The organism is Mycobacterium farcinogenes (assembly GCF_019739075.1).
In the GTDB taxonomy this organism is placed as follows: Bacteria; Actinomycetota; Actinomycetes; order Mycobacteriales; family Mycobacteriaceae; genus Mycobacterium; species Mycobacterium senegalense.
This window is the reverse complement of record NZ_CP081673.1, coordinates 5,416,554-5,432,125: the sequence shown is the minus strand read 5'-3', so window position 1 is coordinate 5,432,125 and position 15,572 is coordinate 5,416,554. Positions and strand designations below refer to the sequence as shown.

General features: G+C 67.1%; 13 protein-coding genes. 7 read left to right on the top strand and 6 right to left on the bottom strand.

The features are described from left to right. Positions 1–5 precede the first annotated feature (5 nt). The 3 genes from K6L26_RS25970 (at position 6) to K6L26_RS25960 (ending at position 3,176) form a co-directional block, all read left to right on the top strand. Positions 6–347, top strand: a complete 342-nt coding sequence (locus tag K6L26_RS25970) for a hypothetical protein (RefSeq protein ID WP_234791808.1) — start codon at positions 6–8, stop codon at positions 345–347. 30 nt (positions 348–377) lie between these two features. Further along, positions 378–782 (top strand): hypothetical protein, encoded by a 405-nt coding sequence (locus K6L26_RS25965; protein WP_221851991.1) that lies wholly within the window; start codon positions 378–380, stop codon positions 780–782. A gap of 99 nt (positions 783–881) precedes the next feature. After that, positions 882–3,176 (top strand): esterase-like activity of phytase family protein, encoded by a 2,295-nt coding sequence (locus K6L26_RS25960; protein ID WP_221851990.1) that lies wholly within the window; start codon positions 882–884, stop codon positions 3,174–3,176. A 4-nt stretch (positions 3,177–3,180) separates the two neighbouring features. Here the strand turns inward: K6L26_RS25960 and K6L26_RS25955 are convergent, their stop codons facing one another. Together K6L26_RS25955 and K6L26_RS25950 are read right to left on the bottom strand one after the other, a co-directional pair. Next, positions 3,181–5,568: an AAA family ATPase gene (locus tag K6L26_RS25955; RefSeq protein WP_245008643.1), complete on the bottom strand. Its 2,388-nt coding sequence runs from the start codon at positions 5,566–5,568 to the stop codon at positions 3,181–3,183. A 22-nt stretch (positions 5,569–5,590) separates the two neighbouring features. After that, positions 5,591–6,979 carry an ATP-binding protein gene (locus K6L26_RS25950; RefSeq protein ID WP_221851989.1) on the bottom strand — a complete coding sequence of 463 codons (1,389 nt, stop codon included), beginning with the start codon at positions 6,977–6,979 and terminating at the stop codon, positions 5,591–5,593. Positions 6,980–7,102: 123 nt separating this feature from the next. Between K6L26_RS25950 and cax the strand changes: the two genes are divergently transcribed. After that, positions 7,103–8,179, top strand: coding sequence for a calcium/proton exchanger (cax, locus tag K6L26_RS25945; protein ID WP_221851988.1), 1,077 nt, complete (start codon positions 7,103–7,105; stop codon positions 8,177–8,179). A gap of 7 nt (positions 8,180–8,186) precedes the next feature. Here cax and K6L26_RS25940 read toward each other — a convergent pair whose 3' ends face one another. Further along, complete coding sequence (locus K6L26_RS25940) at positions 8,187–8,558, bottom strand: hypothetical protein (RefSeq protein WP_221851987.1); 372 nt, start codon at positions 8,556–8,558, stop codon at positions 8,187–8,189. A gap of 3 nt (positions 8,559–8,561) precedes the next feature. Then, positions 8,562–10,184 (bottom strand): peptide chain release factor 3, encoded by a 1,623-nt coding sequence (locus K6L26_RS25935; RefSeq protein WP_064898143.1) that lies wholly within the window; start codon positions 10,182–10,184, stop codon positions 8,562–8,564. Positions 10,185–10,262: 78 nt separating this feature from the next. Between K6L26_RS25935 and K6L26_RS25930 the strand changes: the two genes are divergently transcribed. Further along, positions 10,263–10,796: an LOG family protein gene (locus tag K6L26_RS25930; protein ID WP_019347047.1), complete on the top strand. Its 534-nt coding sequence runs from the start codon at positions 10,263–10,265 to the stop codon at positions 10,794–10,796. Positions 10,797–10,920: 124 nt separating this feature from the next. After that, positions 10,921–12,177, top strand: coding sequence for a L,D-transpeptidase (locus K6L26_RS25925; RefSeq protein ID WP_221851986.1), 1,257 nt, complete (start codon positions 10,921–10,923; stop codon positions 12,175–12,177). 4 nt (positions 12,178–12,181) lie between these two features. Here K6L26_RS25925 and K6L26_RS25920 read toward each other — a convergent pair whose 3' ends face one another. Then, a complete protein-coding gene (locus K6L26_RS25920) occupies positions 12,182–12,928 on the bottom strand; it encodes a sensor domain-containing protein (RefSeq protein WP_221851985.1) in 747 nt (248 codons plus the stop codon). Positions 12,929–13,031: 103 nt separating this feature from the next. Next, on the bottom strand, positions 13,032–13,673 hold the full coding sequence (locus K6L26_RS25915) for a TetR/AcrR family transcriptional regulator (protein WP_036389135.1): 642 nt from the start codon (positions 13,671–13,673) through the stop codon (positions 13,032–13,034). 158 nt (positions 13,674–13,831) lie between these two features. On the opposite strand from K6L26_RS25915, the gene K6L26_RS25910 reads away from it, so the two are divergent. Further along, positions 13,832–15,568, top strand: a complete 1,737-nt coding sequence (locus K6L26_RS25910) for an alpha/beta fold hydrolase (protein WP_221851983.1) — start codon at positions 13,832–13,834, stop codon at positions 15,566–15,568. Positions 15,569–15,572: the final 4 nt, after the last annotated feature.

Below are 15,572 nucleotides of genomic sequence, written 5' to 3'. Positions count from 1 at the left end.
GCGCGATGGACCTGCTCGGCCAGGCACAGCGCGTCCTGCGTGCGCCCGGAACAGCCGAGGGACTGTCGTCGCGGGTCGCAGCGTTCCTGGCTCGACAGGCGTTGGAAGAGATCATCGATCAGCGATGCCGGGCGCTTGCGGCCGATGCTCCGTGGGCGAACTCGCGCAGCAAGCTGGTGGTGCTCAAGGCCCTCGATACCGCGGAGGCCGCCGACGGTGCGGCGTTGGCGTGGAACCGGCTCAGCGTCGCCTGCCATGTGCACGCCTTTGAGATGCAGCCGTCCACCGCTGAGGTCGAGTACCTGTGCGGTGTGGTGGCATCACTGATTCTCGCCGAGTCCGCCTGATCAGCGAGACAGCGGAACTAGGATCCGCACATGACTCGGGCCAGGTTGGTGCTGCTGTCAGGGTTGGTGATCGCGGGTTTCGTGGGCGTCGCGATACCCGCCCACGCCGAACCGGCGCCGCCATGCGCCTTCGCGTTGTCGCCGCCGGCCGTTGTTCACGTCGACGGCGCCGACATGGTCAGCGTGACCGTCTCCCCGGATGCCTGCGGAGCACCGGCCGATCCCCGCTTCAGCGTGGCCTGCGTCCAACGTCAAGACAACGCGTCACCCGTGCAATGCAACCAGGGCCGGGGCGCCCAACCGGCGCAGGTGCTGACGCCCTTCCGACCGGGTGCGACGTATGTGGCCACCGGCCGGGCCTGCGGCGGTTGGATGGGTATCGCGGAAATCGCCCCACAATGCCAAGTGCTCGGACCGATCTCCGCGCCGCTGTAAGTCTCGTTGCCCTTCGTTCACCTGCGAACTGCCTGTCAGACACCTGTGCGAGGCAAGCTCGTGCGTCCGACGCGTCAGCAGAACTGAAGAGGGTGACGAATGAGAACGGCACGGGCCGCAGCGGTGACCACCGTGGCAGCGCTGATCCTGGCGGGCTGCTCCACCGAGGACAACCAGCAAGAAAGCAGCACGCCGAAGGCGACCTCGCCGATCGACTGGAACCTGCCCGACGCGGACCGCTACCACCGCACCGCCACCTACCCGGTGTACCTCAACAAGCCGGCTGAAGATCCGGTCGACAAGGAGACCGTCGCCGAGATCTCCACCGTCACCCCCGACGGCAACACGGTGATCTACACCGACGCCGCCGCCAAACGCATCGGCTTTGTGGACATCACCGACCCCGCCAAACCCGTTGGGAAAGGCACACTTTCCCTCGCCGAGCTGGGCCACAAGGACGACCAGCCCACGTCCGTGGCGGCGGTGAACGACCACGTCCTCGTCGTCGACACCACCGGCGGCGACTTCGCGCACCCGTCCGGCCGCGTCGACATCGTCCGGATCGCCGACCGCACCCGCGTGCACAGCATCGACCTGGGCGGCCAGCCCGACTCGATCGCGATCAGCCCCGACGGCACCTTCGCCGCGATCGCCATGGAGAACCAGCGCAACGAGGAGTTCACCCCGCCCGGCAAGGAGGAAGGCGACCTGCCCCAGCCGCCAACGGGATTCGTGCAACTGATCGACCTCACGGGCGCGCCGAACACCTGGACACCCCGCAAGGTGGACTTCGATGTCGAGGCCGCACGCAAAGCCGGCCTGGACACACCCGAAGACCTCGAACCCGAATACGTCAGCATCAACTCCCGCGGCCAGGTCGCCGTGACACTGCAGGAGAACAACGGCATCGCCGTCCTCGACGGCCACACCGGCCAGGTCGCCAAGATCTTCAGCGCCGGAAGCCAATCCGTGACAGGCATCGACACCAAGGAAGATGCCGCGATCGACCAGACCGGCTCGATCGAGGACACCCCGCGTGAACCCGATGCCATCGGCTGGATCGGAGACGACTACGTCGCCACCGCCAACGAAGGCGATTGGAAGGGCGGCACCCGCGGCTGGACGATCTTCGACGCCGGCACGGGCAAGGTCGTCTGGGACGCCGGCAACTCCCTCGAACAGCTCGCGGTGCGCACCGGCCTGCACATCGAAAGTCGCGCGGAATCCAAGGGGCCCGAGCCGGAAGGCCTGGCCATCACCACCATCGGCGGCCGCCCCGTCGCGCTGATCGCCTCGGAGCGCAGCAACTTCGTCGCCGTCTACGACGTCAGTGAACCGGCCGCCCCGAGGTTCCGGCAGATCCTGCCGACCACACCAGGACCCGAGGGGGTCCTGCCGATTCCGTCGCGCAATCTGCTGGCGATCTCCTCGGAATCCGACGACGCCGAAGCCAGAGTGAGGGCCTCAATCACCATCTACGGCTACGGCGACGATTTCAAAGCCGAAGGCAAACCGAACTTTCCGTCCATCGTGTCCGGCGATATCGACGGCGCACCGATCGGCTGGGGAGCGCTCGGCGCGCTGTCGGCCGACCCGAAAGACGACAACCGGCTCTACACCGCCACCGACATCGCCTACGGCCCGGCCCGCATCCTCGGCATCGACGTGGCGCACAGGCCGGCCCTGATCGACACCGAGCTGCCGGTCACCGAAGGCGGCAAGCCCGTCACCCTCGACACCGAGGGCGTCTCGGCCCGATCCGACGGAGGATTCGTGCTGGCCGTGGAAGGCGAAGACGGCGCCGGTAACCAGATCGTCTACGTCGCCGCCGACGGCCACATCGAGAAGCGGGTGTCGCTGCCCAAAGACATTGCCGCGCAGCTCGATAGCCAAGGCTTCGAAGGAGTCGCTGTCGATGGCGACGCCGTCTGGGTGGCCTTGCAGCGCGAACTCAAATCCGACCCCAAGGGCATCGTCCGCATCGGGCGCTACACCCCGGACGGGGACAAGTGGGACTGGTTCGGCTACCAGCTGGACACCACCGCCACCAAAGATGACTGGCTGGGCGTCTCCGAAATCGCGGTCCACGACGGTGAATTGCTGGTCCTCGAGCGTGACAAGCTCAACGGGCCCGAGGCCCGGGTGAAAGCGTTGTACCGGGTGGCGATTCCCGAAGGTGAAACCGTGGCGGCGGACAAGCTGAAGGTCCTGCCGAAGACGTTGGCCCGCAACCTGTTGCCCGACCTGCAGGCCACCAATGGCTATGTGCAGGAGAAGGTCGAAGGCTTCGCGATCGCCGGCAACCAGAACCTGTACGTGGTCACCGACAATGACGGGCTCGACGACGCCAACGGCGAGACGGTGTTCCTCGACCTAGGTGCGGCCCCTTGGTAGGCCATCAGCCACCGATCCCCTTTCCGGCGAGCCACGCGAAGAACTCATCAGCCGAGAACACCGGCTTACCGTACTCTTGGGCCTTGCGCGCCTTCCCGGACTGGCTGCCGGCCTCCGCGGTCACCAGCACTTCGCACCGGGTCTTGGTCACCGACTTCACCGGCGCCAGGCCGGCTTTCGCCGCGAGCCGCTCCATCTCCTCGCGCTCGACGGTCCGTCCGCTGGTGTTCTGCGTCGTTCCGGTGAAACAGATCCGTGCGCCCGGAACCAGGACCGCACCGATGTCGTGGCGCTCGACTGCGCATGCGCCAGGGACGATCTCGGCACCGAGAAACGCCTCGACCTCCCGTAGCCGCTCCACGACCGCATCGGTCAGCGTTGCACGCGACACCGCTGCGCACAGTTGATCCGCTACGGATTGTCGGGCCGCCGCTAGCCACGGCGTCTCCTCGTCGCTGCGCACCTCTGACACCGAACGCCCGGCCAATACGATGGCGCCGACATCCCGGCTGACCCGCAGAATCGCCGACAGTGCCGGCAGGTGATCGGCCGCCGGAGTGGGCGCATCGTCACGGCTCACCAGCAGGCCCGACGCCGATTCGGGTTCGTCCGGTTCCTCGAACGGCGACGCCCCGGTGTCATCAACCTCCGATCGGGCGTGCGCGGCGAGCGCTGCTCGTGCCTGCTCCAGCGCCGTTGTCGCGTGTGAAGAGCCAGAGACCTCCAGCCCCAACGGCATTGGCGTGATCTGGCCCAGTCGCTTCAACTCGAAGTCGATGAGTCCCAGCGTCTCGTCGATGCCGAACCCGACCGGCGTGTATCCGGCCAGCATCGGCCCGAGCATCGCCCACGCCTCGCGCAGCGTCGGCGCCAACAGCACGTCCGACACCGAAATGCCGTACGCCTGACGGGCGTCCGACAAATCCCGCTGAGGATTGACCACCGTCGACACCGCCGTCCCGTCGTCGAAGGCGACCGCCAACTCCACTGGACGTGGCCGCGACATCCGGCCCTCGTCGCCTACGGTCAAGATGCCAAGAGCGCAATACCGCCGCACTCGATCATCGCGCACCGCCCTGCGCAGGAACCGCGCGATGCGCCGGTCCACCTTCAGATCCCTGGGCAGCACGGGCCGTTTGAGGACCAGCCCGCTCATCGAAGTACACCGGCTCAGGGCGACGTAGAGCTGACCGGTGGAGAACATGCCGCCCGTCAGGTCCACGATCAATCGGTCCAGTGTCTGCCCCTGGCTCTTGTGAATCGTGATCGCCCACGCCAACTTGAACGGCAGCTGTGTGTAGGAGCCGATCACCTCTCGGGTCAGCGACCCGCCCGCCACCACCGGCCGCGTCGCCTCCCACGTGTACGGTGTCACGTCCGCGCCCGACCCGTCGGCGAATTCCACCTCGACGACGGCGCCGTAACGGTCGTAATCGACACCGGCCACCCGGCCGATCGTGCCGTTCACCCAGCGGCCATTCTGGTCGTTGTTGAGCATCATGATTTGTGCGCCGACCTTGAACCGCAGCGACTCCTCGACGGGCGGATCAAACAACGACAGGTCACCCGAAACTCGCGCGTGGTGGACCAACTCGTCACCCGGCAGGCGCTCAAGGTGCTGCCGGTTGCGCGCCGTGACCAGACGGTTCGTCGGCGCCAGCGTGATCCAGAACTCGTCGTCGGGCGGGACGAAATCGGGATTCGTGCGGGCGTTGAGTTGCTCCTGGGCGTGGCCGAGCAGCACTCCTTCGCGAATCTCGTTAAGGATGGCGGTCATTCGATCGTCACCCCGCTGGCGGAAGACCTTCGTCAACGCCACGGTGGGGAAGTCGTCACGCCGGAAGCTGTTGGCGGAGAAGAAATACGGTGTCTCGTATGCGGTCGAGACGCCCGCCGAAAAGAACGCAGCTTCGCCTTCGCTGACCACCGGCGGCAGCTGGTACAGATCACCGACCAGCACGATCTGCACGCCGCCGAAGGGCTGCCCCGGCGACGGCCCGAACCGCTCCAGCGCAGCGGCCAGCATGTCGAACACGTCGGCGCGCACCATCGATGCCTCGTCGATGATCAGGGTGTCCAGCGACGCGAGCGTCTTCGTGAACCGCCCCGGCCGATACCCGCCGGCGCGGACGTCGTGCAGCGTCGTCGTCGTGCGGAACCCGAACAGCCGGTGGATCGTGTACCCGTCGACGTTCAGCGCGGCGATGCCCGTCGGCGCGACCACCACGACATCGCGCTCGGTCTCGGCCATGAAGCATCGGATCAGCGTTGACTTACCCGTCCCGGCCTTGCCGGTCAGGAACATGTGCTTGCCCTCGGCCAGCAGCGCCAGCGCGTGCGAAAACTCCTCGGTGACGACGATCTCGCGTTCGGCGGTCATGTGGTCAGCCATCGTCGAGCCCCGCCGCGCCGAGTCAGAGGTACATCCCTGCCGGCACCTCGGCCCGATACCGCCCGCTGCCGAGCTCGGCCAACAGCGCCGCCGTGCTGACGCTGCCGCCCTGGTCCGCCAGCACCGCCCGGCGGACGACTTCGCGGATATCGCTGCCGCTCGTCCGTTCCGGCAGCGCGGCCACAACCGTCGCCGAGTCGACGGTCTGGCCGCCGGGGATGTCGTGGATCAGCGCAGCGAGGATGCGTGCGGCGTCAGCGCGGTTCGGGTAGCCGACCTCGACGACGGAGTCGAACCGCCCGGTTCTGATCGCCGCTTTGTCCAGCGTTGCAGCGTCGTTGGTGGACGCGAGGGTCAGGATCCGAGCTTCGGCGTTGATGTCCATCGCCTGCAACAGCTCGGACAGTCCGGAACCGCCGGTGTTGCGGTCACGACACCACAAGTCGACGTCTTCGAGCACGATGAGCACCGGACCGCCGAGGCGCTGCGCTTCCTCCACGACGGCGGTGAGCAGTTCAGCCCCGGCCTTGGCTTCGACGTAGATGACTGTGAAGTCTCCGACAACCTCGCGGGCGATGACCGAACTCACCGCCGACTTGCCCGTGCCGGGCGGACCACATAGCAGGACACCGCGCCGCGCGCCGAGACCGTGCGCGTTGAGCACATCGTGACGGTCCCGCACAGCAGTGACACCCAGGTCGACCTCGGTCCACACATCGTCGGGGACGATGACGGTCTCGCGGGTCGCGGTCGACGGCAGGTCGATGACCGTGAAGCTCAGTCCCCGCTTGAGTGTTGCGCGCACCACCTGGCCCCGGTACGGGTTCAGGTCGTTGGCCCGCTCGGCGAGCCGGTCCAGCACCGTCCGCGCATGTGCCTGGTGGCCAGGCGTCACGTGTGCGCTCACTTCAGCTGTGTGGACAACGCTTTCGCGTGCCTCGATGTGGATGACGCATCCCGCGTCATCGAGCAGCGTCCCCGCAGGGAAATACACGCGCAGGCAGAGCGGGTGCCGGTACTGCCGATCACCGATCTCGGTCTGGGTCCACGCCGGTGGGGACGTGTAGTCGCCTGGACCGATCTCGCAGACGTTCGCGTGCGTGTCGATCAACTCCGCCAACGCGAGCGGAATGGTCAACTGGGATACGGGATTCAGGTCGCGTTCCTCGTTGAGCAGATGTCCGCAGTCCGGCACGTTCAGGCAGCGGGACGTGAACTTGTCTGCAGTGTCTGCGATTTCACGTCCGGCGACGCCCACCAGCAGCTCGCCGAGTGCGCGCAGCGCCGCACGAACATCGGAGTCCAGGTCGTCAACCCACGCGTTGACATCGGTGATGGGCCGGCGGCACACGTCATCGCCACCGGTCAGTTCGGCGGTCGGATCGGTCAATTCTTCGTCAGTAAGCGTCATTGCGTTGCGTTCGTCGAGAAAAGGGCAAGTTGCCCAGGATCTCACCGGATTGGCGTGTGGTCAACTGGTTTGCCCTGCGCTGCCTCCCGCCCCAATGGCCCCTGAAGTGACATGATGACGCGCATGACGGCGGTGTTGATCCGGTCCGACAAGCTGCTGATCTTCGGTGGCCTCGCCATCTGCGTGGTGGCGGGGCTGTCGCATTACGGTGGCTGGCCGCACCTGGTCGGCTTCGTCGTCAGTGCACTGGCGGTCACCGTGCTGGCTTCCGTCGTGGGTCTGGCCGTCGATCAACTCGGCGACCGGTTCGGGCCCGGCGCAACAGGAGTGCTGCAATCCGCCCTCGGTAATCTGCCGGAGCTGTTCATCTGCATCTTCGCGCTCAAGGCCGGACTGGTCGATGTGGTGCGCGCGGCCTTGATCGGCTCCATCTTGGCCAACCTGCTGTTGGTGCTGGGTCTGGCGTTCCTGGTCGGCGGACTCAAACACGGCCCGCAGAAACTCGGCTCGGCGCAGGTACGGACCATCCTCGTGCTGATGGTGCTCTCGGTGACCGCCATGGCGATTCCGTCGATCGCCCACGAGGTGCACGCCCCGGCCTCCGAACACGAAGTGTCCTTTTCGATGATCGTGTCGGTGGTCCTGCTGGTGCTGTTCGGGTTGTCACTGCCGTACTCGCTGAGCCGGGACCGGGACAAGACCAGTGAGGCTGTGCCGCAACCGGATAAGGAGCCGCCGCGGTGGCCGGTCGGGCTGGCGATCGGCATGCTGGCCATCGCCGGCGCGGCGGCGGCGTTCGTCTCGGACTGGTTTGTCGCCGCGCTGGAACCGGCGATGGACTCGCTCAACATTTCACAGGCGTTCGCCGGTCTGGTGATCGTGGCGATCGCGGGCAACGCGGTGGAGAACGTGGTCGGCGTGCAGCTGGCCGCCAAAAACCAGTCGGAGTACGCCTTCTCGATCATCCTGAACAGTCCGATCCAGATTGCTCTGGTGCTGGCACCGGTGCTGGTGTTGGTGAGCCAGATCTTCGGGCTCGCCTCGCTCACGCTGGTGTTCGGGCCGATGCTGATCGTCGCGCTGCTGGTCGCCGTCATCCTGGCCGCGATCATCGCCTTCGACGGGGAATCGACCTGGTTGGAAGGTGCGGCGCTGATCGCGTTGTACTGCATCATCGCCGCCTCGTTCTGGTGGGGATGACTGATCCTCAGACAGCGAACGCCACCCAGTAGCCGATCGGGATCATCGCGAAATACCCGAGCATTCCGACCGGGATCCCGATCAGCGGAGTCCACTTGCGCCATTCGGCCACCACCGCACCCGCGACGGCCAGCACGCTGCCGGCCACCAGAGCCATCCACGGGATCCACACGAGGACGTTCTGGCCCTTCGCGGACAGTTGGCACACCTTGTCGGTGACGCCCTCGTGACAGGGGTCGGTCGCCATGGCCAACGGCAACATCAACACCACGGCTGCCACGAATCCCAACAGGGCCATGGCCGTGAGCAACCCGACGAACCAGAGCCAGTGCTTGCCGCTGTTGCGGGCCGTCACGGGCGGTTCGTCCGGTTGCGTCATCGATCAGCCTTCCGCGGCCACCAACGACCCCAGCTTGATGTCGGGGTTGTCGCGCTGGAAACCCTCCAGCCGCCACGGTGTCGAGAACAGCACCAGCATGACGCCGTCGGTGCGGGTCAACACCTCACAGGACACCTGCTTGTTGACGTATTCGGCATCCTCGGGGCGCACCACCCGGGCGACCTGATACGGCAGGTTCTCCAGGGAGATGGGGGCGCTGAGTTCGGTGGCCATCCGGTGGGCGGCCACCTCGAACTGCATCGGCCCGACCGCGGCGAACACCGGCGCCTGGTCGCCGCGCTTGTCCGAGCGCAGCACCTGCACCACGCCTTCCTGCTCGAGCTGCTCGATGCCCTTGCGGAACTGCTTGTGCTTGCTGGGGTCGGTGCCGCGGGCCACTGCGAAATGCTCGGGGGAGAAGCTCGGGATCGGCGGGTAGACCACCGGGATGTCGCGGTACAGGGTGTCGCCGGGGCGCAGGGCCGCGGCGTTGGCCAACCCGATCACGTCGCCGGGCCAGGCGTCATCGAGCGTCGAGCGCTGCTGACCGAAGACCGACTGCGCGTACTTGGTGACGAACGGCTTGCCGGTGGCGGCGTGGGTGAGCACGTCGCCGCGCTCGAACGTCCCCGACACCACTCGTGCGTAGGCGATCCGGTCGCGGTGCGAGGTGTCCATGCCGGCCTGCACCTTGAACACGAATGCGCTGAACGGCGAGTCGACCGCCCGCCGGTTGCCGTCGACGTCGAGTGACCCGCTGGGTGCCGGGGCCAGCTCGACCAGAACGTCGAGCAGCTGGTTGACGCCGAAGTTCAACGCGGCCGAGGTGAACAGCACCGGGGAGGACTCGCCGGACAGAAAGGTCTCCCGGTCGTAGTCGGACCCGTCGGCACTCAGCAGTTCGGACTCCTCCACGGCGGTGTCCCAGTCATCGCCCGCAGCGGCGTGTGCGTCGGCGGCGGCGATGTGCTCCTCGGGTGCCGCGGTGGCGCCACCCGCGGTGCGGGTGAACCGGATGAACTTCTCGGCGCGACGGTCCATCACGCCCTTGAAATCGCCGGCGATACCGACCGGCCAGGTCAGGGGAGTGGTGCGCAGCCCGATCCGCTCGTGGATCTCGTCCATCAACTCCAGGGCGTGCCGGCCCGGGCGGTCCCACTTGTTGATCACGGTGATGATCGGGATGCCGCGGTGCTTACACACCTGGAACAGCTTGAGGGTCTGGGGCTCAAGGCCTTTCGCGGCGTCGATCAGCATGACCGCGCAGTCCACCGCGGTCAGCACGCGGTAGGTGTCCTCGGAGAAGTCGGCGTGGCCCGGAGTGTCGAGCAGGTTGATGACGCAGTCGCGGTAGGGGAACTGCAGCGCGGTCGAGGTGATCGAGATGCCGCGGGCCTTCTCCATCTCCATCCAGTCCGACACCGTCGACTTGCGGCCCGCCTTGCCGTGGATCGCGCCCGCTTCGTTGATCACCCGGGCGTGCAGCGCGAGCGCCTCGGTCAGCGTCGACTTACCGGCGTCGGGGTGGCTGATGACGGCGAAGGTGCGGCGACGGGCCGCCTCAGCGGCGATCTTGGCAGCTCGGGCGGTGGTAGTGGCAGGCGTGGCGAGGGCGTTGTCGGTCATCTCGATAAGCGATGGTATGGGGGTTGAGGGGCAAACCAGTAATTGAGCGGGTGGGCGGGCAGGGCATGATCGTCGGTGATGAACGTCTGCGTCTTCCTGTCCGCCGCCGACCTCGACGAGCGCTACACCGAACCGGCGCGTGCTTTCGCCGAGCTCCTCGGCAAGGGAGGCCACACGCTGGTCTGGGGTGGTTCCGACAAAGGCCTGATGAAAGTGGTGGCCGACGAGGTGCAGGCCGCCGGCGGCCGGCTGGTCGGGATCTCGGTGGAGTTCCTGCGGCAGCAGGCCAGGGTGGGAGCGGACGAGATGGTGATCACCGCCGACCTCTCCCAACGCAAGGCGCTGCTGCTGGAGCGTTCCGATGCGCTGATGGTGATGCCCGGTGGTCTGGGCACCCTCGACGAAGCCACCGAGATCCTGGAACTGCGCAAGCATCGTCGCCACGACAAGCCGGTCGTGCTGCTGAACACCGCGGGCTTCTACGACGGTCTGGTGATCCAGCTGCGGCGGATGGAGCAGGACGGCTTTCTGCCCGTGCCGCTGGATCAACTGGTTTTCGTCGCCGAGGAACCCGCCGCGGCGATGGAGTACCTGGAGCGCACCGTCAGCTGAGGCGACGACGGCAGCCCGACTCGCCCACGTCCCCTGGGCGTTGCGTCGAAGCCGAAGCGGCCCGGCTACGATTGAGTCACTGATCACGCCCTGATCAATCAGGCCCTCGCCGAACCACATTGGAGTGACTTTGACGTCTGTTCGTCGTGCCTACCTGGCGGTCGCACTTGCCGTGCTGGCCATCTCAGGTGGTGTCGTTGTTTCGGCCCTGCCGGACTGCGCCGAGCATTGCCAGACGTTGGCCGCACCGCCCCAAGGTGTCCCGCAGCCGTCGCCCACCGAGCCGGCGAAGCTGACCATCACGCCCAAGCCCGACGCCGAAGTCGACCCGCTGGCGCGCGTCATGGTCACCGCCGACACCGGCACCGTGGCACGCGTGACGATGACCAACGACGCCGGCAAGGAGATCCCCGGCGTCCTCACTCCCGACGCCAGGACGTGGAAGCCGACCACCACCCTGGGCTACGGCCGCACCTACACGCTGAAGGTCGACGCGCGTGGCCCCGGCGGAATGCCGACCCGTAGAACCGTCAGCTTCTCCACGGTGACCCCGGGCTACCAGGCCCGGGTCTACCTCAACGGTACGAACTACGCCCCGCTGCAGGAGGGCGCCACCTACGGCGTCGGCATGGTGGTCGTCGCCCGCTTCGACGAGCCGATCACCGACAAGGCCAGCGCCGAAAAGCGGATGAAGGTCATCACCGAGCCCAAGGCCGTCGGCTCGTGGAACTGGATCGACGACCAGACCGCGCACTGGCGTCCGGAGAAGTACTACGCACCGGGCACCAAGGTCACCGTCGACGCCGGCATCTACGGCGCCAAGCTCGGCGACGACCTCTACGGCGCGCAGGACGAGAAGGTGTCGTTCACCATCGGCGCCTCGCACGTCACGATCGCCGACGACGCCGACAAGCAGGTCAGGGTCTACGACAACGGCAAGCTGGTGCGCACCATGCCCACCTCGATGGGTATGGGCGGCACCGAGACCGTGGGCGGCACCACGATGAGCTTCTGGACGCCGCGTGGCATCTACACGGTGATGGACAAGGCGAACCCGGTGATCATGGACTCCTCGACCTACGGCCTGCCCGTCAACTCGCGGCTCGGTTACAAGACGACCATCCCGTGGGCCACACGCATCAGCATCGACGGCATCTACCTGCACCAGTTGAACTCGACGATCTGGGCCCAGGGCAAGGAGAACGTCAGCCACGGCTGCCTGAACCTCAGCGGCGAGAACGCCGAATGGTTCTACAACTTCTCCGTCCCCGGCGACATCGTCGAGATCCGCAACACCGGCGGCGACCCGCTCAAACCGACCAACAACGGCGACTGGTCCGTGCCGTGGGCCGAGTGGGTCAAGGGCAGCGCGCTGCGCTGAGTACCTACTTCGTCGCGGGCAGTTTGGCGGCGATGCGGTCGATGACCGCATTGGCCTGCGCCTGCGAATCGCCGTCACCGCACACGATCGACTCGACGACGGCGCTGCCGCGGGCCAGGACGGCGTGATAGCAGTTGCGGGCCGGCGCTTCCTGACGCCGAGCCCCTCCGCCACCGCGGGCGGTGTCGAGGCGGGGGTCGGGCAGCGCAGCCGGGTTCTCCGCGGTGACCGGACCGGCCGTCCAATGCTGGGTGACGTCCTGGGCGGCGATGGTGAACACGACGCCATCGCGGCACTGCTCGTCGTTGATCATCCGGACCGTGTTGCCGGCCACCCGCAACGCCTGACGTCCGGCCTGCCGCCAGACCGGTGAGGTCTGCGGAAACACCTGAATCAGCTGGGCCGCGGATTGTCCCCGCGTGCCGCGGTGGTTCTCGCCGACCACGGCCTGGTAGCCGTCGGCCCCCACCGCCTCCTGGAACAGCAGACGGGCCGCGCAGTCACGGGGCTCGATGCCGGCCGAGGGTTGTCCGGGCTGGGTGAACGTCGCCGTCTGCCGCATATCGGAATCGCCGATCATCTCACCCAGATCGCCCGGGCTCAGGAGCGCTGCACGAGCCGCCGCGGCCGGGTCCGCCGGTGCCGGAGTCTGTGCGGCTGACGTCGGAACCGACTCATCAGAGCCGTCACTTCCGGGCGAACATCCTGCCAACAGCAGAACCGCTCCGAGCAAACCCACCGCAGCCCGCACTGCGCCCCCCTCGTCATGTTCGGTCGATGGTGTTGATCATGCCCCAGCCGCCGCGGGCGTGAATGCGGCAATCTGGCCGCTGCGCAGGCGGGTGACCGCCGGCTCAGAACACCCGGCGCGCCGGCGGGGGTTTCTTCACGACGGCCGGCAGGATGAACGTCTCGATGTAACCACGGGCCACCGCCGGATCGTTCATGTCGGGAACCGCCTTCACCAGAAACCCCAGCGCGGTCGCGATGATGAACTGCGCCAAGTCATGTGCGTGCAGGCCGGACCGGAACTGGCCGGCGTCGTCGGCGATCATGGCCTCGACGGTGGTCTGCACCAACTCGGTCAGGCGCGAGTCGCTGGCGATCAACGACGCGATCGTGCCGTCGGGCGTCTGGTCGGCGATGGTGTTGAGCAGCGGATCGGACACCAGCTCGGTTGCGACGATGACCAGGCTCTCGACCAAAAGGTCGACAGGACCGGCGCCCTCGGGGATCCGCGTGAGGATCGACGCCATGTGCCGCTGGGTGGTGCGCTGGACCATGGCCGCGATCAGCTCGTTGCGGTTGGCGAACTGCCGGTAGATCGCGGTGCGCGAGTAACCGGCCTCGTGAGCGATGACCTCCATGGTCGAGGCGCGGTACCCGCGGGTGATGAACAGGTGCTCGGCGGCGTCCATCAACACCTCGCGGGACTGCTCGGCGGTGTTGCCGCCGCCGACCGGGCGGCCCCGGGGTCGGCGTTCTGGTGCTGACAATCGACTGTCCTGCTCGGCTGCGTAATCGGGTTTGCGTAATGGGATCTCAGTATGCAGGACGGGCTACTGCGGCTGAGACCGCGAACCGTTAAAGGAACATTTGAACAAGTTTGTTCATTTTCCTGCGGACGGCCGCTGGCGCCGGTTAGCGTGCCTGCGTGATCAAACCGGGGCGGGCCATGCATGTGTTCACGGCGACGGGATGGGGCGCGCTGGTGGCCGCCCTGTGGCTGGGGCTGATCGCGGCCACGGCGTCGACGGCCCACGCCGATCCTGGCCGCGAGAAGTCAACCACGCAGTCCGCCAACGACTCTGACAAGCCGACGAAGATCCGGGACAAAGCCGGCCAGCTTGGCCCGCGCAAGGCCAAGACGCACCGGGAGGGCGATGGCACGCCGCGTCAGCGCCTGGGGTTGTCCGTGCCGAGGCCCTCGGCGGGGTCATTGCCGACACCTGCCGACGTGCGCGACGCGGTCGACGACCTGGGTGCTCAGGTGCGCACCACACTGACCAGCCGTGCCGGCCACACATCGAAGGTCAGGGCCGCGCAACCACTTCCACGGCCCAAGGTCGGCTTCAGGCGTGACGCACCGCAGCTGCCCAGGGTGGCCGACACCGCCGTGGCCGAGGAGGCAGCACCCGATATCGCCGACGCGTTCACCGCCGTCACCGGCCCCGCCGCCGAGGGCCGGACCCTCTTCGCCGATCTCACTGACCGGGTATCGAAAACAATTTTCGATCAACCGGTTACGCGACCCATCGCGCAGCTGGCCGCCGCCGCCACCATCGGCGCCCCGGTCGCCGCGCCGCGGCCTGCGCCGCTGGTGAACATCGTCGGCTCACTGGTGTTCAACGTGGTCGGTGCTGCGCTGCAGGTGTTCTCCGGCCCGCCGGTGCTCCCGCCGGGCAGCAACGTCACCGTCCGAAGCTCGACGCTGGACATGCCGGGCACCAACCAGACCGTGCGCGCGGACTGGTACTTCCCCGAAGACCCGGACTCCGCCACCGGCGTCATCTACCTGCAGCACGGATTCATGGCCACCGGCCCGATGTACAGCTACACCGCGGCGTACCTGGCCGAGGAGACCAACAGCATCGTCGTGGTACCCACGTTGTCGTCAAACCTGTTCGACACAGGCGCCGAATGGATCGGCGGGGAACCGATGCAGCAGTCCGTCGCCGACCTGTTCGCCGATGACCGGCCCGAACTGACCGCGAGCGCCGCCGCGGCTGCCGGCCACCCCGTTACGCTGCCGTCCAAGTTCGTGCTGGTCGGGCATTCCCTGGGCGGAATGCTGGTCACCGGCGCCGCCGGGCGGATGGTCGACAACGGCGCGGTTGACGACCTGGCCGGGGTGGTGCTGCTGGACGCGGTGGACACCGATCACGACATGCCCGACGCGCTCGACAAGCTCAAGGGCGCCAATTACCGCCCCGTGCTGCTCATTTCATCCGAGCGGTACGTGTGGAACCTCGACGGCACGGTCGGTGACGAACTGCACGCCGCCCGGCCCGGCAAGTTCAACGGTGTCATGCTGGCCGGTGGCCGCCACATCGACGGACTGCAGGGGGCCAACCCCATCCTGCAGTTCGCCGAATACCTGATCGCGGGCTTCTCGCAACCGCAGAACATCGATGCGGTCAAGACGATTTCGGCCGGCTGGATCAACGACATGTTCAACGGCACCGACTCCGGAGTGCACGGCGCACCGCAGGAGAGCGTCGAGATTCCCACCCCGTCGGGCACCGCCACCGCGGTGGTGCTGCCGTTTGCTTCTGACGAAATCGTCCAGGCCACGCCGTGGGACGGGGTGGCCGAGGCGATCCTCGACGCCCTGATGCAATTCGCGGTGTACGAGCCGCTGGCCGGACAGTCGGTCGCACTGACCGTCTGAGGGC

What these genes read in the sequence shown, in the direction of transcription:
- K6L26_RS25970 (WP_234791808.1), top strand. Translation starts at nt 6, where the DNA reads ATGGACCTGCTCGGCCAGGCACAGCGCGTCCTGCGTGCGCCCGGAACA.
- K6L26_RS25965 (WP_221851991.1), top strand. Translation starts at nt 378, where the DNA reads ATGACTCGGGCCAGGTTGGTGCTGCTGTCAGGGTTGGTGATCGCGGGT.
- K6L26_RS25960 (WP_221851990.1), top strand. Translation starts at nt 882, where the DNA reads ATGAGAACGGCACGGGCCGCAGCGGTGACCACCGTGGCAGCGCTGATC.
- K6L26_RS25955 (WP_245008643.1), bottom strand. Translation starts at nt 5,568, where the DNA reads ATGGCTGACCACATGACCGCCGAACGCGAGATCGTCGTCACCGAGGAG.
- K6L26_RS25950 (WP_221851989.1), bottom strand. Translation starts at nt 6,979, where the DNA reads ATGACGCTTACTGACGAAGAATTGACCGATCCGACCGCCGAACTGACC.
- cax (WP_221851988.1), top strand. Translation starts at nt 7,103, where the DNA reads ATGACGGCGGTGTTGATCCGGTCCGACAAGCTGCTGATCTTCGGTGGC.
- K6L26_RS25940 (WP_221851987.1), bottom strand. Translation starts at nt 8,558, where the DNA reads ATGACGCAACCGGACGAACCGCCCGTGACGGCCCGCAACAGCGGCAAG.
- K6L26_RS25935 (WP_064898143.1), bottom strand. Translation starts at nt 10,184, where the DNA reads ATGACCGACAACGCCCTCGCCACGCCTGCCACTACCACCGCCCGAGCT.
- K6L26_RS25930 (WP_019347047.1), top strand. Translation starts at nt 10,263, where the DNA reads ATGAACGTCTGCGTCTTCCTGTCCGCCGCCGACCTCGACGAGCGCTAC.